Raw genomic sequence first — 17,109 nt, forward strand, 5'->3', positions numbered from 1 at the left:
CTTCCGCCGTCAGTCAGTGAAGATCGACTTTTTCTGGTTCTCGATGGACGAGGTCAGGCCGCCGATGTCCTTGGGGTTCTTGATGAACTGCTGGAGCGCCGGGATGATCACCGTCGAGGCGAAGTCCGGCCGGGTGTCCCGGTCGAGGAACTGGGCGATCTCGGTGGCCGACCCGACCAGCTCGGCGGCCTTCTTCTGCAGTGCGGTGTAGCCGCCGACGTCCGCGCCACTGTTGGCGACGAGGACGGCCGGGTCGTTCTTGAGGTTGATGTCCGCGGCGGCCTTGCCACCGAAGTACTCCAGCAGCTTGCGCGCGTTGTCCTCGTTCTTGGGCTTGCGGGCCATCATGTAGCCGTCGATCGGGGCGTCGAGCGCCTTCGCGCCGATGGCCGGGTCGATCTCGGGGAAGGTGAAGAAGTCGAGGTCGTCCTGCTCCTCGTTGCTGAACTGCTGACCGACGAAGAGGCCGAGCAGGTACATGCCGCTCTTCTTCTGCTGCAACGACTGCGCGGCCTCCTGCCAGGTGCGGCCGAGGCTGTCCGGCTGGTGCAGGGGGAGCAGGCCGGCCCAGGTGTCGAAGACCTTCTTGACCTTGTCGGAGGTCCAGGCCTCCTTGCCGGCCATCAGGTCGACGTGGAACTGGTAGCCGTTGATGCGCAGGTTGAGGATGTCGAAGGTGCCCATCGCCGGCCAGCCGTCCTTGTCGGCGAATGCGATGGGGATGAGGCCGTCCCTCTTCATCTGCGCGCCGAGTGCGGTGAACTGGTCCATGGTGGTGGGCACCTGGTAGCCGTGCTGCTGCCACACCGACTTGCGGTAGAAGACCGCCCACGGGTAGTACGTCGCGGGTACGAAGTACTGTTTGCCGTCGTCGCCGGTGGATGCCTTCTTGAAGGCGTCGGAGTAGCCGGAGAGCTTGCTCCACACGTCGCTGATGTCGCTGGCCAGGCCCTTCTGCGCGAAGAAGCGCATCCGGTAGCCGGCGAACCAGGTGAACACGTCGTCGGGCTTGCCCTGTAGGTAATTGTTGATGTTCTCCTGGAACGTGTTGTGGTCGACGGTATTGACCGCGACCTGCACGCCGGACGAGGTCTTGAAGCCGTCGGTGACCTTGACCAGGACGTCCTTCGGCTTCGGGTCGGACTGGTTCGAGCCGAGCGACACGTCCTTGCTGGACCCGCCGGAGCCGGAGTCGTCGCCGCAGCCGGCGAGCAGGCCGGTGCCGAGCAGCGCGCCCGTGCCGGCCGCGCCAGCCAGCAACGATCGTCGGTTGATGCCGGCGACTGAGGGCGGTACGAGCCGAGCCAGGTACTCGGCTTGGGATTGGGGACGGGACATCTGTGCCTCCTGCGGATGAGAAGGAGCTACGCCCAAGGGCCTCAGGGTGGTGAAGGCAGGTCCAGCGCCGTGATCACACATTGAGATCCACCGAGAATCCACATTGGCGAACACGAACGGCCATTGGGGCCTCAAGCTACCCTGCGGTCGGGCGCTGTCAAGAGGGCAGTTCGCCTCTGATAACCCAGTCGTGACACGGCCGTTACGTGGTAAACGTTGGAAAGAAGCTCGATGTTGGAACCTGTTGACTTCAGTGGTCCGACGGGGGCACCCTCAGCTGTCATGCGGCGATGGCAGGGTGACGGCATCTATTTCGGCGGCGACTACAACCCCGAGCAGTGGCCCGAGGAAACCTGGTCCGAGGACGTCGACCTGATGCGCCAGGCCGGGGTCAACCTGGTCTCCGTCGGCATCTTCTCCTGGGCGCTGCTGGAGCCCACCCCGGGGCGGTTCGAGTTCGGCTGGCTGGACCGGGTGCTGGACCTGCTGCACGACGGTGGCATCCAGGTCGACCTGGCCACCGCCACGGCCAGCCCGCCGCCGTGGTTGGCCCGCGAGCACCCGGAGACGCTGCCCCGCCGGGCCGACGGCGCGATCCTCTGGCCCGGGGGACGGCAGGCGTACTGCCCCAGCTCACCCGTGTTCCGCGAGCGGTCGCTGGAGCTGGTGCGCGCGGTCGCCGGGCGGTACGCCGAGCATCCCGCCGTGGTCATGTGGCACGTCTCCAACGAGCTGGGCTGCCACAATGTGCACTGTTACTGCGATGTCAGCGCTGAGGCGTTCCGCTGCTGGCTGCGCGAGCGCTACGGCGACCTGGACCGGCTCAACGACGCCTGGGGCACAGCGTTCTGGAGCCAGCGCTACGGCGACTGGGCCGAGATCAACCCGCCGCGCGCCGCGCTGACCTTCGCCAACCCGACGCAGCAGCTGGACTTCCTGCGGTTCTCCTCCGACGAGCAGCGCGCCCAACTGCGCGCCGAGCGCGAGGTGTTGCAGACGCTGGTCCGGCAGCCGATCACCACCAACTTCATGATCGGCTTTGGCATCAAGCACATGGACTACCACTCCTGGGCGTCCGACGTGGACCTCGTCTCCAACGACCACTACCTGACCGCCGCCGACCCGCAGGCGCACCTCGGGCTGGCGTTCGCCGCCGACCACACCCGGGGCGTCGCCGGCGGCGACCCGTGGTTGCTGATGGAGCACTCCACCAGCGCGGTCAACTGGCAGCCGCGCAACGTGGCCAAGCTGCCCGGGCAACTGCGCCGCAACAGCCTCGCGCACGTCGCCCGCGGCGCCGACGGGGTGCTCTTCTTCCAGTGGCGTGCCTCCCGGGCCGGCGCGGAGAAGTTCCACTCCGCGCTGGTGCCGCACGCCGGGCCGGACACGAAGGTGTTCCGCGAGGTCTGCCAGCTCGGCGCGGACCTCAAGGCGCTGGCCGAGGTTCGCGGCAGTCGGGTGGACGCCGACGTGGCGATCCTTTTCGACTGGGAGGCGTGGTGGGGTGTCGAGTTGGATTCACACCCCAGCGTCGACGTCACCTACACCGACCGGCTCAAGGCCCTGTACGACTCGCTCTGGCGGGCCGGCGTAACAGCCGACATCGTCCACCCGTCGACCGACCTCAGCGGTTACCGGCTGGTCCTGGTGCCGACCCTCTACCTGGTCCGGGACGCCGACGTCGACGCGCTGCACCGGTACGTCGCGGCCGGTGGCACGGCGGCGGTCACCTACTTCAGCGGCATCGTCGACGCCAACGACCACATCCGGCTGGGCGGCTACCCCGGCGCGTTCCGGGAGTTGCTCGGCGTCCGGACCGAGGAGTTCTTCCCGCTGCGCGAGGGCGAGCAGGTTCAATTGGACGACGGCAGCACCGCGGACGTGTGGACCGAGTGGGTGCACCCCGACGGCGCCGAGGTGCTCGCCTCGTACACCGATGGGCCCTTGCCGGGCGTGCCGGCGCTGACCCGGCACCCGGTGGGCGACGGCGCCGCCTGGTATGTCGGCACCCGGCTGGACGAGCAGGCCACCGATCGACTGGTGGCCCGGCTGCTCGCCGAGGCCGGCGTCCGCCCGACGGTGTCGGCGCCGTCCGGGGTGGAGGTGGTCCGCCGCCGCGACGGCGACCGGACCTGGCTGTTCGCGATCAACCACACCGACACCGAGGTACGCCTGCCGGCGCACGGCGTCGAGCTGTTGACCGGAGGACAATGCGCCGGTGAGCTGGCACTGCCGGCCGGTGAGGTGGCGGTGGTCCGTGAGGATCGGACCTGATTCTGACGACGGTCACGGCGCGAAGGAGGTTCCCCACATGCTCGCCCAGCAGCGGCAGACCGCCATCCTCGATCTGATTCGCCAACGTGGCGGGGTGCGGGTGAGTCACCTGGTCAGTCGGTTCGGCGTGTCCGACATGACGATCCGGCGCGACCTGGAGGTGTTGGCCGAACGCGGCCTGGTCGACAAGGTGCACGGCGGCGCGACCCTCGCCGGGCCCGGCTCGGCCGAGGAACCCGGCTTCGCCGCGAAGTCGATCCGCCAGCAGGCGGAAAAGCGGGCCATCGCCGAGCGGGCGGCGACGATGGTGGAGCCAGGGATGGCCATCGCGCTCTCCGCCGGCACCACCACCGCCGCGCTGGCCACGCTGCTCTCCGACGTACGCGGGCTGACCGTGGTGACCAACTCGATCCCGGTGGCCGACGCGCTCTACCAGAACCCGCGGGCCGACCAGACCGTCGTGTTGACCGGTGGCATCCGCACCCCGTCGGACGCGTTGACCGGGCCGGTGGCCGAGGCGGCGATCAGCGCGCTCAACGTCGACCTGCTGTTCCTCGGTGTGCACGGCCTCAGCCCACGGACCGGGTTCACCACGCCAAACCTGCTGGAGGCCGGCGTCAACCGTTGCCTCATCGGTGCGGCTCGCAGGCTCGTGGTGCTCGCCGACCACACCAAGTGGGAGACGATAGGCATCGCCACCATCGCCCCGCTGGAGGCCGCCGACGTGCTGATCACCGACCGTGGGCTACCGCCGGAGGCCCGCACCACGATCGGCGAACAGGTCGGCGAACTGGTGATCGTGGAGCCTGATTAATGGCGCTGACCATGCGCCTCGAGTGAGAGGAGCACGGTATGCACGCGGTCAAGATGCGCTGGGCGGCGATCGTCGTCGTGGGCCTGGCCCTCGTCGGGATGCTGAGTTGGGTGGCTGGCTCGTGGCCCGCCGACCAGGCCCGGGCGACAGTCGATCACTGCTATGTGACCCACGATCGGCTGGAGGCCATGCACAGCCGGTGCGTCGGCAACTGGACCCGCGGCGGACGCGGGCGGCAGGGGCCCATCCACGGCCTCGACGTCCAGAAGTCCTGGAAGGTCATCGACGACGAGCCCAACAGTGCGTACGAGTGGGAGGTGGCCGTCCCGGCCTCGGCTCGACAGCCCCGCGTACTCGCCGACACCCGGCAGGCATGGACGTTGTCGCCGCGTGCTCTGCCCTGGGGTCTGGGTCCCGCCGGGCTCGTGGCGCTGCTGGCCGCGTTCGCCTGGCTGATCACCGCGACGGTCAGGGCACCGAGGCCGCCGCATGGCGTTCCGGCCGAGCCGAGCGTCGCGCCCGCCTGACAGCACGCATGCCGCACGGGCTGCCTGACCTGGGCGCTAGTGGTCGTTCAGCATGAACAGGAGCGTGTGATGCTCCAGATCCAGGAACACCACCCGCCAAACTGCCGACGGCAGTGTTTCGTTGTACATCTCGCTGTGCAGCCAGCGGGGTTTGGCCGGGAGTAACGGCACGAGGTCCGGCCGCACGTCCGTCGGCGTGTGCGAGTGGAGCAGCTCGGCCGGGTCGATGGATGCGAACGGAACGAACTCGAACTGCTCGGCCAACCTGTGCGCGTCCTCCGGACGCAGCACGATGACGCCCTGGTACTCCCAGTCCGTCGGGCCCGGCGCCCGCGAGCACGGATTGCCCAACGCGCGCGCCTGCCAGTGAATCTCCGAATACTCACCGACATACGGAAGGTCCTCCGGCGGATCCCAGCGACTGACCCGTACCTTCGCCTCGTCAGCCTGCCGTTGCTCCTGGCATCCACGCGTTTCGTCCACGGCAGCCGTGTCGCATCCAGCCACCAGCAGCAGCCCCACCGCCGCAGCGAGCATGGCTGGACGTGCCCGTCTCCCCGTCGTCATGCGCGCAGATCGTAGATCGGTCTATGGATCGTCGGGGGTGCCACCTCCTGGCGTGCGGCAGTGCGGAAGTTCGCTCTGGGCTGCGTTCGGCGGCCCGCATCGCCGTCGACGCTCTGACCGGTCGCCGGGCTGCTGGACTGTGCAGCGGAAGGTCGAACGCCTGATTCGTTTGCGACATCAGCTCCAAAGGCTCGTCGACGGACATCCGCCCCTTCGCTGACGCCGAACGGGAGGCGGGCCTCGGGCGGCCGAGTCGGTGATCGCGGATGTGAGGGGGCGGCGGGCGGCGCCGACGCCGGCGCTTCACAGCCACCTCACAGGGGTGCTGGATAGGGTGCCGTTCGAGTCAACGTCCGACTCCAGCCTGGAGCGGTCGGCGTCGCACAGGAGTTCCGATGGTCTTCAAGAAGATGTTGAGCGCGTTCGGTGTGGGCGGTCCCAGCGTGGACACCGTGCTGACCAACCCCAACACCCGGCCCGGCCTGACCCTCGACGGGCAGGTCAACCTCGTCGGTGGCGACGCTGAGGCAGCCATCGAGCAGGTGGTGATCGGCCTGGTCACGCGGGTCGAGGTCGAGGGACACGACACCGAGTACGCGGGCACGATGGAGTTCCACCGCATGGCGGTCAGCGGGTCACTCGTACTCGCCCCGAAGCAGCAGCTCTCGATCCCGTTCCAGCTGCCGGTGCCGTGGGAGACCCCGATCACCGACGTGTACGGCCAGCGCCTGCACGGCATGACGATGGGTCTGCGCACCGAGTTGGCGATCGCCCGCGCGGTCGACAAGAGCGACCTGGACCAGGTGGCGGTGCACCCGCTGCCGGTGCACGAGCGGATCCTGGAGGCGTTCCAGCGGCTCGGCTTCCGGTTCAAGCACGCCGACCTGGAGCGTGGTCACATCCGGGGCGTGCAGCAGACGCTGCCGTTCTACCAGGAGATCGAGTTCTTCGCCTCCCCGCAGTACGCGAGCACCATCCGGGAGGTCGAGCTGACCTTCGTGACCAGCCAGCGTGGTGTGGAGGTCATCCTGGAGTGCGACAAGCGCGGCGGGTTCCTCAGCGCCGGGCACGACGCGTTCGGCCGCTACCAGGTGTCGCACACCGACGTTGACCGGGTGGACTGGGCGCAGGTCGTCGACGGTTGGCTGCGCGAGACCACGTCCCGCTACGGCAGCCTGCGCTCCCAGTACGGCCCGAGCCACGGCCACGGTCACAGCCGCGGGCACGGCATGGGCGGCATGGTGGCCGGCGCCGCGCTGGGCGTCGCCGGCGGCATGGTCGCCGGCGAGATGATCGAGGACGCGTTCGAGGGCGACTTCGGCGACTTCGGTGGCGACGAGTAGCCCGTTACAAACAGACACCACAGTGGCCTCCGGGAGGATCTCCCGGAGGCCACTGTGCACTGTGAACCGGTCAGTGCCGGGCCTTGCGCTCCTCGCCGCTGCGCCAGTTGCTGCCGGCCTTCGAGAGGCCACGGCTACCGAGGTAGCCAAGCGTCAGCAGGGTGATCAGGAACCAGGCGTTGTCGGCCCGGAAGATGTCCACCCCAGCGGAGTTCTGACCGACGACCTGCGACGCGCCCAGTACGGCGGCCACCGCGATCAGGTAGATCCAGAACTCGGTGGTCTTGAACGCCTGCTTGGTCTCCGTACCGGGTGCCTGCATGTCGTTGCGGCGCCCGTCATGCATGACCGGCATCTGCTGGGTCTGCATGTCCCGCATCTGAGCGGGATTCTGCGGGTCGTTCATGGGCCGGTTCGTCGGCCGGGTGGAAGCAGCCTGCGTGCTCATCTGGTCCTCCTCAGGATGCGATGAGTCGTACCTGCATTCCCCCGCCCCGCTACCGCGTTTCGGCCACGGCACGGTTCGCTTTCGTGGCGGGGACAACCCCCGACTACCCGAGGCCCCGGAGCAGGTAACACCGATCGCCGGCCGGAAATCCGGCCGGCGATCGGGTGGTCGACAGGGTCAGCGCAGGCCGTTGCGGATCGCCACGCTCACCAGAAGGCCCGGGTCGTCGGTGATGATCCCGTCGACGCCCAGATCAATGACCCGCTGCATGACCGTCGCGTCATCCACGGTGTACGGGATCACCTTCAGGTCGTACCGCGTCTGCAGGGTCCGAACGTCCGGTCCGTGGAAGTATGCCGGGTTCTCCCGCAGGTACCAGTCGGTCGAGGCGACGGTGCCCTGCTTCGGGTCGTGCACCTGCCAGTTGGCGGAGACCGTGCCAGCGCCCGCGGCCCGGGTGAGCTTGCCCAGGTCCTGGTACTTCCACCAGTCCAGTCCACCGGTCCACGGGCTCTTCACCGACGGGTCGCCGTAGACCGCCTCCAGCGAGCACTCGTCGGCGAGGGTCGCGCACTCGGCCGGGCCGTACTGCCAGACCAGGCCTACTGTGCCGATCCGCCGGTCGAGCTGCCGGGCGTACGTGATGGTGCGCCAGTCGAACGACTGGATGGTGGCCCGGCTGGTGAAGCCGGCCTGCTGGATCGCGTCGACGAGCTTGCGGGTGAAGCTGCGGTACGGCTCGGTGTCGTTAACCACCGGACTGATCTTCGTTTCGATGTTCATTCCGATGTCGGTGCGGCCACTCGCCTTCACCAGGGCGAAGACCTCGTCCAGGGTCGGGATCCGGGCACCGGGCGCGGGCACCTGGGCGGGCAGCTCGGGCAGCGTCCTCGTGCCGCAGTCCACGGTCTTGAGCTGCGCCAGGGTCAACTCGTGCACCGGCTTGCCCACGTACGGGAACTTGCGGTCTCCCGGGCGCACCGGGGCGGTGTCGACGCAGTGTGACCCGTTGACGGTGCGATCGTGCAGTACCACCAGCTTGCCGTCGGCCGTCACGTTGGTGTCCAGCTCAAGGGTGGAGATGGCTCGGTTGGACAGCGCGTTCGCGAACGCCGGCAGGGTGTTCTCCGGCCGGGTGGCCCGACCGCCGCGGTGCGCCTGGATGTCGAACGGCGCGGTGTACGCCTTCGGCAGCCGGTAACCACGCTGCGCCAGCACGCCGCGCAACCGGTCCGGGTAGTCGGTGATGAGGCCGTCAACCCCGTCGTCGATCAGCTTGGTCATGGTCGGCACGTCGTCGACCGTCCACGGGATCACCTTGATCCCATAGCGGTGCGCCTGGGCGACCATCTCCTTCGTGACGTACGGCTTGTAGCCCGGGTCGGTGACAGTGCCGTTCTGGGGGGACCCGTGCACCGGCGAGAAGGCGCTGGCGCCGAAGCTGCGGATCGCCTTGATCGGGTCGCCGCCGAAGTCGTCGATGTCCAGCCCGCCCAGCCACGGTGACGCACCCGGCTGGCCGGTCTGAAGGAAGTCGTAGTTGGTCAGGGCGACCAGCGGCAGCTTCGGCTCGACCTGACGCATGCGCATCAGCGCGCCCCAGTCGAAGCTCTGGACGGTGACCTGCTTGAGCAGCCCGGCGGCGCGGATCTCGGCCGCGGTGACCCGGACGAACTGCTCGCGGGGGGCGGTCTCGGTCGGCGCGCCAGCCTCGACCTTGGTCTCGACGTTGAGCTTCACGTCCTTCGCCCGGTAGCGGTTGACCAGCGCGAAGACCTCACGCAGCAGCGGCATCCGGGCACCCGGGACGGCGAGCTGGCCGGGCTTGTCCGACAGCGTCTTGGAACCGCAGTCGAGCGAGCGCACCTGGGCCAGGCTGAGCGTGTTGATGTACTTCCCGACGTACGGGAACTCCGGGTCGCCGGGCGTCACCGGGGTGGTGTCGACGCACTTGGTGCCGGTGACCTTGCGGTCGTGGGTGACGACGGCCTGGCCGTCCTCGGTGATCTGCACGTCCAGTTCGAGGGTGCTCACTCCCAGCTGGAGGGCGTTGCCGAAGGAGGCGAGGGTGTTCTCCACCCGCAACCCGAGGCCACCCCGGTGGGCCTGCACGTCGAATGTCCGGTCCGGTCGTGGCTTCGCCTGAGCGGGCACCGCGAGCCCGGTCGTCACCGTCGCGGCCACCAGGGCCGCGACGGCGGTACGGCGTACTGTGCGCACGCTGTCATCCCCTCCTGCCGGCGGGCATCTCCCACCGGTAGCGGGACAGCATGGACATCTCGGGCTGCGGGCAGGCGGCCAGCGGGCGGCGTGACGGTGAACCGCCGTGGACGACCTCCCGGTCACGCTGGGTTTGGTCGGCCGGTGACCGGGCACGCAGTCAGTTCCACAGCTTCTGCGAGGTGATGGACGTGCGTGAGGACGACATGCGGCAGGACGCCGCCCGCGAGGCCGAGGATCGGATCGCCGGTGGCGTGTACGGCAAGGGCGCCCTCGACGAGGTGACGGTGCCCCGCACCGATGTGGAGAGTCAGATCCAGCGCGATGACCCGTTCGATCCGGCGAAGGAACGGATCGACCCACAGGTGCTGCGCGACGGTGGTCCCGTTGGAGGGCAGGGCGCGGTGACCACCACCGGTGGCACCGCCGGGCCGGCGAGCGTACGCCGGGTGGCCCGACAGCCGGAGCGACACCGGGGCACTGTCGCGCCGACCACCACCGGTGATGCCACCACTGGCGGCCTGAGCACCCCGATGGGCGGTGGCACCAGCGACCAGTCCACGTCGGCGACCGGCCCAGCAAAGTCCATCAGGGACAAATCCAACGACTAACCCCACCCACCCGCCCCCTTGGCGGCGTGATCATGAGGTTGACGTGGCTGACGGAGACCAGTCCACGTCAACCTCATGATCGACTCAGCGGGAGGGGGTCGGGCGGAGGACGCCCAGGCGTTGGGTGGCGCGGGTCAGGGCTACGTACAGGTCGCTGCGCCCGCGTGGGGACTCGGCCACCATCCGGTCCGGGTCGACCACCAGCACGGAGTCGAACTCCAACCCCTTGGCCTGCGCGACTGTCAACACCACCACCCGGCTCTCCAGTTCCGGATGCTCGCCGACGGCGGCCTCCGGCAGCGCGGCGGTCACCGCCGCACCCAACTCGCCCACCCGGCCGGCCGGCACGAGCACACCGAGCCGCCCCTCGGTCAGCCCGGCCGCCTCCCGGGTGGCCTCGGCGATCAACTCCGCAGCCAACCGACCGTCGGGCACGGTCCGGTCCCACGGCGGTACGCCGCTCTCCCGCACCGAGCGCGGCGGCCGCAGTGCCGGGTCGATCTCGGCCAGCACCTCGGCGGCGACCGCCATGATCTCGGCGGGAGTGCGGTAGCTGACCGTCAGCTCGGTTAGCCGCCACCGCTGCTCGACGTACGGGGCGAGGGCGTCCGCCCAGGACGGCGTGCCGCTCAGCGCGCCGGTCTGCGCCACATCCCCGACGATCGTCATCGACCGGCTCGGGCAGCGGCGCATCAGCAGTCGCCAGGCCATCGGCGAGAGTTCCTGCGCCTCGTCCACGATCACGTGGCCGAACGCCCAGGTGCGGTCGGCGGCGGCCCGCTGCGCGGTGGTCAGCCGGTCGGCCTCCTCCTGCCGCTCCAACAGCCGATCGGCGTCGATCAGGTCGGTCACGCCGAGGATCTCACCGCCCTCGGCCTCGTCCTCGACGTCGATCGAGCGGGAACCCCGGGCGATCTCCAGCACGCCCTCGGCGTACTCCCGTTCCATCATCCGGATGCGGTCCCGCCGGGCGGCTGCGGCGCGTTCGTCCTCACCGAGCAGCTCGGCGGCCTCGTCCAGCAGCGGGACGTCGGCCGGCGTCCAGCCACCGCGCTCGCGCCGCAGCAGCGCCCGCTCGTCCTCGCTGAGCATCGGCGCGGCGGCGGCGATCCGGTCCCGGTCGGCGTACAGGTCGGCGAGCAGCCGCTGTGGGGTGAGCACCGGCCACAGCCGGTCCAGGGCGGCCTGGATTTCCGTCTCCTCGCGCAGCTCGCGGCGGATCTCGGCCCGGTCCGCCTCGTCGAGGAGGTTGTCCCCGCCGAGCGGGTCCGCGCCGATCCGTTCGGCCACCTGGTCGGCGAGCGCGTGCACGATCTCGACGTCGAACAGCGCGCGGGACAGGTTGTGCGGTCGGTCGGCGCGGCGGACCCGGTCCCGGGCCGCGCGCACGATCTCCGGGTCGAGGGTCAGCGTCTCCCGCTCGACCTCGATCTCCAGCGGCTCGTCGGGCACCCACTGCCGGTCCCGTACGGCCAGCGCCAACACCTCGGCCAGCACCGCCCGGCCCTTGAGCGCCGCGGTGTCGGCCGCCTCGGTCCGTTGGGCGCTCACCCCGGGAAAAAGATCACCCTGGGTACGCAGCAGCACGCCGGTCTCGGCCAGCGTCGGCAGCACCTGGGAGATGTAGCGCAGGAAGGTCGCGTTCGGGCCGACCAGCAGCACGCCACGGCTGGAGAGTTCCCGGCGGTGCGTGTAGAGCAGGTACGCCGCCCGGTGCAGCGCGACAGCGGTCTTGCCGGTGCCCGGACCGCCCTGGACCACCATCACGCCCGGGAGTTCCGCGCGGATGACCTCGTCCTGCTCGGCCTGGATGGTCTCGACGATGTCGCGCATCCGGCCGGTACGGCCCGCGTTGAGCGCGGCGAGCAGCGACGCCTCACCGGTCAGCTCCTCGTGGGCACCGGGGGAGGCGGTGTCGATGTCGAGCACCTCATCGTTGAGCCCGGTCACCTTGCGCTGCCGGGTGCGCAGGTGCCGGCGACGGCGTACGCCCTGCGGGTTCGCGGCGGTGGCGAGGTAGAACGGGCGGGCGGCGGGTGCCCGCCAGTCCATCAGCAGCGGGTCGTAGTCACCACTGGTGTCGAAGATGCCGATCCGGCCGATGTAGCGGCGGGAGTCGTCGTCACCGTCGAGACGGCCGAAGCAGAGCCCGTTCTCCACGGCGGAGAACTGTTCGACCTGATCGGCGTACATCGCTACCGAGCTGTCGCGCTGCGAGCGGTCCTGGAGGGTGCCGCCGGTGTTGTGCAGCTCGGCGGTGAGCCGGTGGGCGGCCTGCTCACGCAGTTGGTCCAACCGGTTGTAGAGCATCGAGACGTACTCCTGCTCGCGACCGATCTCGTCGTCGAGCGGCAATTCGCCGGAACCGCCGGAGTGCCTTGACAAGCCGTCTCCCTAAAGATTAGAATCCTTTGCAGGAACGGCTTTTAGCCGTTCTTTTTTGTGCCTTGGAACTGTTGAAGATAGCGCGTTCCGCCGGTTCTCACCAAGCCGGGCGGTCCGGCGCGCCGGTGATCGCGAGGTGGCGACGGATGATCCTGCGGACCGGGCAACGGGTGGTCTTCATCGGGGACAGCATCACCGATTGTGGTCGACGCGACGTCGCCGCGCCCTACGGCAGCGGATATGTGAGTCTCGTGCGCGCCCTGGTCGACGCCCGGCACCCGGAGTTGGAGCTGGAGTGGGTCAACCGGGGTGTGGGCGGCGACACGGTGCGCGACCTGGCCGCCCGCTGGGACGACGACGCCATCGGCGAGCGCCCCGACTGGCTCGCGGTGCTGATCGGCATCAACGACATCTGGCGGCACTACGGTGACCGGCCGGATGAGGCCGTCGGCATCGAGGAGTACGAGCGCACTCTGCGTGACCTGCTCCGTCGGGCGGTCGACGCCACCGGCTGCCGACTGATCCTCGGCGACCCGTTCTTCATCGAGGCCGACCGGAGCGTCCCGCAACGCGCCGACACCGACCGGTACGCGGCGGTCGTGGCGGGGCTGGCCACCGAGTTCGACGCGGTGCACGTGCCCAACCAGGCGGCGTTCGACCGGGTGCTGGCGGTGAGTCCGGCGACGCGTTGGGCCGACGACCGCGTCCACCCGTACCTGCCCGGCCACGCGGTCCTCGCCGACGCGTACCTCAGCGCCCTCGGCGTCTCCTCGGCCTGACCCACAGCGAAGCGCCGGGCCGACCGTCAGGTCGACCCGGCGCGAACACCGCGGAGATCAGCCGCGCGCGGCCTGGTAGAGCCGCTCCGGCGTCACCGCTCCGGCCAGCACCCGGCCGTCGTCGGTGAGCAGGACGCTGAACAGTTTGCTGGTGAGGAGCCGACCGCTGCCCCAGTCCCCACTGACCGCCGGCAGCCCGCCGAGCAGCTTCGACATGTCCAGATCCGGTCCGGCGCCGGCCGGGGGAGCGGCCGGCTTAGCGGCGGGCTTCCGGCCGACATCGGCCTCGTCGAGGCGGCCAACCAGCACTGTCGTCCAGCCGTCGCCCACCGCGCGGACCTGCGGGTCACCCGTCGGCTCGACATGACCGGGCCTGCCCGTCGGGCGCTCGGCCTTCTCCTCGTTGACCGTCACGCCGGGCGGCGGGTTGAAGCGGAACTGGTCAGCGTCGGGGCGGCGGTAGTCGACCTGGGTGAACGCCACCTCGAACGCCGGCCGGTCGCTGCCCTTCGCGAGCACCTCGAAGCGCAGCGGCACGTGCTGCTCGGCGTCGATGGCGATCCGCAACTGGTGCACCAGGGAGGCCTGGTCGCGTGGCTGGAGCACCAACTCGTACGCGTCCCGGCCGGCGACGGTGGCCGACCGGCCCACGCTGACCTCGGTGCTCGGGTCGATCGCGTCCAACGCCAGGTCGGCGGCCTGCTGCGGGGTGGCCGGGAGGCTCGCCGCCGGCTCGGGGGCGGGCTTCCGGGCCCCGGCGTCGCCGCCCAGCGTGCGGTGGGTGGCGGTGTTGCTGCGGCTCTGCCACGTCCACAGGTCCCGGCCGTTGCGGATGATGTCCTGCTCGCCCAGCGTGTCCATCAGCGCGACCCGCTGCTGGTCCGGCCCGGAGTACCAGACCCGCAGGGTGTGGGTGCCGGTCAGCAGGGTGGTCAGCTCGTTGCCGGGAACCAGCCCGACGAGGGGCGGCAGGCCGAGGTCGGCGCGTTGCACGACGGTCCCGGACAACCCCTCCAGCCGGGATGTCTGCAGATCGACCAGGAGCTGAGCGGCGGTTCGGGGCGGCAGGCTCGGCTCGGCCTCGGCAGCGAACGTGCCGATCGCCGCGCCACCGCCGATGACGGCGACGGCCGCGGTGGCCGGAACCAGCCAACGAAGGACGGGACGGCTTCTCAGGACGGACATGGTGGCACCTCCTGCGGCCATCTTGCCCCCTCCGTGCTGTGAACGCGCTGAGGACAGCGAACCGCGCCGATTGACCCGGGTGGCACCCTTGAGCTGTGCGAGTGCTGGTGGTGGAGGACGAGGCCCGGTTGGCGGCTGCCCTGCAACGCGGTCTCCAGGCGGAGGGGTTCGCGGTGGACGTGGCCGCAACCGGCCCGGCGGGCCTGGACGCGGCCCGGCACGGCGGGTACGACGCCATGATCCTCGACGTGATGCTGCCCGGCCTCTCCGGGTACGAGCTGGTCCGGCGGCTGCGCGCGGAGCAGCACTGGCTGCCGGTGCTGATGCTCTCCGCCAAGGACGGCGAGTACGACCAGGCCGACGGCCTCGACTGCGGCGCCGACGACTACCTGACCAAACCCTTCTCGTACGTGGTGCTGCTGGCCCGGCTGCGGGCCCTGCTGCGTCGAGGCGCGCCGGAGCGCCCGACCGTGCTGGCGGTAGGTGACCTGCGGCTGGACCCGGCCCGCCGGCGGGTGACCCGGGCGGACGCCGAGGTGGCGCTGACCGCACGGGAGTTCGCGCTGCTGGACTACCTGATGCGCCGGCCGGGCCAGGTGATCTCCAAGGTCGAGTTGTTGGACCACGTCTGGGACGCCAGTCTGGAGACCGCGCCGAACGCCGTCGAGGTGTACGTCGGCTACCTGCGCCGCAAGCTCGGCCGGGACCGGCTGGAGACGGTCCGGGGCGCCGGCTACCGGCTGGCGACGTGACCGCCGACGGCCCGGCACCCACCCGTCGGGCCAGGCTCGGCCGGATGCCGGCCCTCGGGCTGCGCGGGCGGCTCATGGCGATCGGTGTGGTCGGTCTCACCATCGGGCTGGCCCTGGGCGGGGTGGTGCTGCTCGGCGCGCTCAGCTTCGTGCTCCAACGCACTGTCGACACCGAGGCGTTCCGCACCGCCGACGCGGTCGCCCTGCTCGCCGCCGAGGACGCGCTGCCCGACCCGCTGCCGGTGGCCGGGGGGCAGGTCCGCGTGCAGGTCGTCGACGGGCAGGGACGGATCCGCGCGGCCTCGATCGACGCCGACCGTCTGGTGCCGATGGTTCGCCCGGAGCGACTGAACCGCGACGGTCGGCAGCGGCTGGAGGTGCCGGCCGAGCGGGTCGGGCTCGTCGGCCCGGTCCGGGTGGTCGCCGTACCCGCCGGCACCGCGGCCGACCCGCTCACCGTGCTGGTCGCCCGCTCGATGGCCGACGTGCGGCACAGCACCCATGTGGTCCGGACCATCCTGCTGGTGGCGTTCCCGCTGCTGGTGGCCGTGCTGGCCGGGGTGGCGTGGCGGGTGGTGGGGGCGACGCTGCGGCCGGTCGAGGCCTTACGTCGAGGTGCCGAGGAGATCACCGGGAGGGCCGGTGCCGGCCGGCTGCCGGTGCCGGCGTCGGCCGACGAGATCCACCGTCTGGCGGTCACCCTCAACGGCATGCTGGGCCGGCTGGAGTCCGCCCGCGTCCGACAGCGGGCCTTCGTCTCCGACGCCGCACACGAGCTGCGCAGCCCGTTGACCAACATCCGGACCGAGCTGGAGGTTGCCCAGCGCCTCGCCGACCGGACGGACTGGACGGCGGTGACCGCCAACCTGCTCGCCGACACCGACCGGTTGAGCCGCCTGGTCGACGATCTCCTGCTGCTGGCCCGCCTGGACGAGGCTCCGCCGGCCCGGGGGACCGGCCCGGTGGAGCTGGGCGCGTTGCTGATCGAGGTCGCCGCCCGCTATCCGTCACCGCCGGTGCGGGTGACGCCGCCGGCCGGCCCGCTCTGGACGATCGGCACCGTCGAGGAGTTGCGTCGCGTGCTGGCCAACCTGGTCGACAACGCGGTACGCCACGCGCAGGGTGATGTCGTGCTCGCGGCCGAAGCGACGTCGTCGACGACCGGGCCTGGCGTCGGGGCGTACCACCTGGTGACGGTGACCGACGACGGCCCGGGGATCGCGTCGGTGGACCGGGAGCGGGTCTTCGACCGGTTCACCCGGCTGGATGACGGACGGGCCCGCGACGACGGGGGCGCCGGCCTGGGGCTGGCCATTGTCCGGGAGTTGGTCCGACGCGCGGGCGGCAGCATCACCCTGACCGACCTGCCGGAGCAGCGAGGACTACGGGTGTGCCTGCTCCTGCCTGCGTTGCCGGCCGAGGACGGCCAAAGGTAGACGGCCCGTGTCGGCGACCCCCGCGGGTCAGCGGCGGCTGGTGCAGACCTGCTTGGAACGGGCCACGGTGTCGGTGGACCAGGCGACGGCGACGGTGAAGCAGAAGTCGTTGGTGCGGTTGAGCGCGTAGATGACGAAGCTGGTGGTGCCGGCGGGCAGCGTCGCGAAGATGTTGTGGGTCTGGCCGGTGCGGCCGCCCGCGATGACCACCGGGCCCTCTCCGCCGGCCGGATAGGTCCAGTTCAACGCGATGCTGTCCCGGTTGTCGCGCAGGGTCACCGCGCTGGGTGGGGTGCCGGGCGGCGCCGCGGCGGCAGCCGACGTGGGTGCCGTGCCGCCAGGGGCGGGCGCGGTGCTGGCCGGCGCGCCGGCGGTGGGCGAGGCGGTGGCCGGCGGCGGGTTCGGTTCGTCGTCGCCCTCGACCCGGGCC

14 protein-coding genes and 1 pseudogene are annotated in these 17,109 nt (G+C 70.5%); 8 read left to right on the forward strand and 7 right to left on the reverse strand.

All coding sequences use genetic code 11. The annotated features are described in order from the left end of the window. Positions 1-9: 9 nt before the first annotated feature. Positions 10-1,338, reverse strand: a complete 1,329-nt coding sequence (locus GUI43_RS19250; protein ID WP_112699439.1) for an ABC transporter substrate-binding protein — start codon at positions 1,336-1,338, stop codon at positions 10-12. Positions 1,339-1,620: 282 nt separating this feature from the next. Here GUI43_RS19250 and GUI43_RS19260 point away from each other — a divergent pair, with 282 nt between their 5' ends. Genes GUI43_RS19260 through GUI43_RS19270 form a run of 3 tightly spaced genes read left to right on the forward strand, consistent with a single transcriptional unit; the run spans position 1,621 to position 4,953 of the window. Next, positions 1,621-3,612, forward strand: a complete 1,992-nt coding sequence (locus GUI43_RS19260; RefSeq protein WP_112699440.1) for a beta-galactosidase — start codon at positions 1,621-1,623, stop codon at positions 3,610-3,612. Positions 3,613-3,649: 37 nt separating this feature from the next. Next, complete coding sequence (locus GUI43_RS19265) at positions 3,650-4,426, forward strand: DeoR/GlpR family DNA-binding transcription regulator (RefSeq protein WP_112603873.1); 777 nt, start codon at positions 3,650-3,652, stop codon at positions 4,424-4,426. 38 nt (positions 4,427-4,464) lie between these two features. Continuing rightward, positions 4,465-4,953 carry a hypothetical protein gene (locus GUI43_RS19270; protein ID WP_112603875.1) on the forward strand — a complete coding sequence of 163 codons (489 nt, stop codon included), beginning with the start codon at positions 4,465-4,467 and terminating at the stop codon, positions 4,951-4,953. 36 nt (positions 4,954-4,989) lie between these two features. Here GUI43_RS19270 and GUI43_RS19275 read toward each other — a convergent pair whose 3' ends face one another. Then, positions 4,990-5,475 carry a hypothetical protein gene (locus GUI43_RS19275; protein WP_146765930.1) on the reverse strand — a complete coding sequence of 162 codons (486 nt, stop codon included), beginning with the start codon at positions 5,473-5,475 and terminating at the stop codon, positions 4,990-4,992. A gap of 440 nt (positions 5,476-5,915) precedes the next feature. On the opposite strand from GUI43_RS19275, the gene GUI43_RS19280 reads away from it, so the two are divergent. Further along, the gene (locus GUI43_RS19280) at positions 5,916-6,863 is read left to right on the forward strand and encodes a sporulation protein (protein ID WP_112699442.1); all 948 of its coding nucleotides are present in this window, start codon (positions 5,916-5,918) and stop codon (positions 6,861-6,863) included. Positions 6,864-6,933: 70 nt separating this feature from the next. Here GUI43_RS19280 and GUI43_RS19285 read toward each other — a convergent pair whose 3' ends face one another. Next, positions 6,934-7,311, reverse strand: coding sequence for a hypothetical protein (locus GUI43_RS19285; protein WP_112585099.1), 378 nt, complete (start codon positions 7,309-7,311; stop codon positions 6,934-6,936). Positions 7,312-7,488: 177 nt separating this feature from the next. Next, a complete protein-coding gene (locus GUI43_RS19290) occupies positions 7,489-9,531 on the reverse strand; it encodes a glycerophosphodiester phosphodiesterase family protein (RefSeq protein ID WP_112699443.1) in 2,043 nt (680 codons plus the stop codon). Positions 9,532-9,722: 191 nt separating this feature from the next. Here GUI43_RS19290 and GUI43_RS19295 point away from each other — a divergent pair, with 191 nt between their 5' ends. Beyond that, positions 9,723-10,142 carry a hypothetical protein gene (locus tag GUI43_RS19295; RefSeq protein WP_112585595.1) on the forward strand — a complete coding sequence of 140 codons (420 nt, stop codon included), beginning with the start codon at positions 9,723-9,725 and terminating at the stop codon, positions 10,140-10,142. Positions 10,143-10,226: 84 nt separating this feature from the next. On the opposite strand, the gene GUI43_RS19300 is transcribed toward GUI43_RS19295, so the two are convergent. Continuing rightward, positions 10,227-12,527: a HelD family protein gene (locus GUI43_RS19300; RefSeq protein WP_112699444.1), complete on the reverse strand. Its 2,301-nt coding sequence runs from the start codon at positions 12,525-12,527 to the stop codon at positions 10,227-10,229. A 146-nt stretch (positions 12,528-12,673) separates the two neighbouring features. Here GUI43_RS19300 and GUI43_RS19305 point away from each other — a divergent pair, with 146 nt between their 5' ends. After that, positions 12,674-13,306: an SGNH/GDSL hydrolase family protein gene (locus GUI43_RS19305; protein WP_112603885.1), complete on the forward strand. Its 633-nt coding sequence runs from the start codon at positions 12,674-12,676 to the stop codon at positions 13,304-13,306. A gap of 57 nt (positions 13,307-13,363) precedes the next feature. On the opposite strand, the gene GUI43_RS19310 is transcribed toward GUI43_RS19305, so the two are convergent. Further along, entirely contained in the window at positions 13,364-14,491 is a 1,128-nt protein-coding gene (locus tag GUI43_RS19310; protein WP_112699445.1) for a LolA family protein, read from the reverse strand. Positions 14,492-14,586: 95 nt separating this feature from the next. On the opposite strand from GUI43_RS19310, the gene GUI43_RS19315 reads away from it, so the two are divergent. Together GUI43_RS19315 and GUI43_RS19320 are read left to right on the forward strand one after the other, a co-directional pair. Continuing rightward, a complete protein-coding gene (locus GUI43_RS19315) occupies positions 14,587-15,243 on the forward strand; it encodes a response regulator transcription factor (protein WP_112585109.1) in 657 nt (218 codons plus the stop codon). Positions 15,244-15,317: 74 nt separating this feature from the next. Then, positions 15,318-16,679 (forward strand): ATP-binding protein, encoded by a 1,362-nt coding sequence (locus tag GUI43_RS19320; RefSeq protein ID WP_112699453.1) that lies wholly within the window; start codon positions 15,318-15,320, stop codon positions 16,677-16,679. Positions 16,680-16,706: 27 nt separating this feature from the next. Here GUI43_RS19320 and GUI43_RS33920 read toward each other — a convergent pair. Continuing rightward, a pseudogene (locus tag GUI43_RS33920) lies at positions 16,707-17,109 on the reverse strand (tetratricopeptide repeat protein); the annotation flags it as partial.

Source organism: Micromonospora noduli (assembly GCF_003264365.1).
Taxonomy (GTDB): Bacteria; Actinomycetota; Actinomycetes; order Mycobacteriales; family Micromonosporaceae; genus Micromonospora; species Micromonospora noduli.

Coding starts and splice junctions, on each gene's coding strand:
- GUI43_RS19250 (WP_112699439.1), bottom strand. CDS start 1,338: ATGTCCCGTCCCCAATCCCAAGCCGAGTACCTGGCTCGGCTCGTACCG.
- GUI43_RS19260 (WP_112699440.1), top strand. CDS start 1,621: ATGCGGCGATGGCAGGGTGACGGCATCTATTTCGGCGGCGACTACAAC.
- GUI43_RS19265 (WP_112603873.1), top strand. CDS start 3,650: ATGCTCGCCCAGCAGCGGCAGACCGCCATCCTCGATCTGATTCGCCAA.
- GUI43_RS19270 (WP_112603875.1), top strand. CDS start 4,465: ATGCACGCGGTCAAGATGCGCTGGGCGGCGATCGTCGTCGTGGGCCTG.
- GUI43_RS19280 (WP_112699442.1), top strand. CDS start 5,916: ATGGTCTTCAAGAAGATGTTGAGCGCGTTCGGTGTGGGCGGTCCCAGC.
- GUI43_RS19285 (WP_112585099.1), bottom strand. CDS start 7,311: ATGAGCACGCAGGCTGCTTCCACCCGGCCGACGAACCGGCCCATGAAC.
- GUI43_RS19305 (WP_112603885.1), top strand. CDS start 12,674: ATGATCCTGCGGACCGGGCAACGGGTGGTCTTCATCGGGGACAGCATC.
- GUI43_RS19310 (WP_112699445.1), bottom strand. CDS start 14,491: ATGTCCGTCCTGAGAAGCCGTCCCGTCCTTCGTTGGCTGGTTCCGGCC.
- GUI43_RS19320 (WP_112699453.1), top strand. CDS start 15,318: ATGGCGATCGGTGTGGTCGGTCTCACCATCGGGCTGGCCCTGGGCGGG.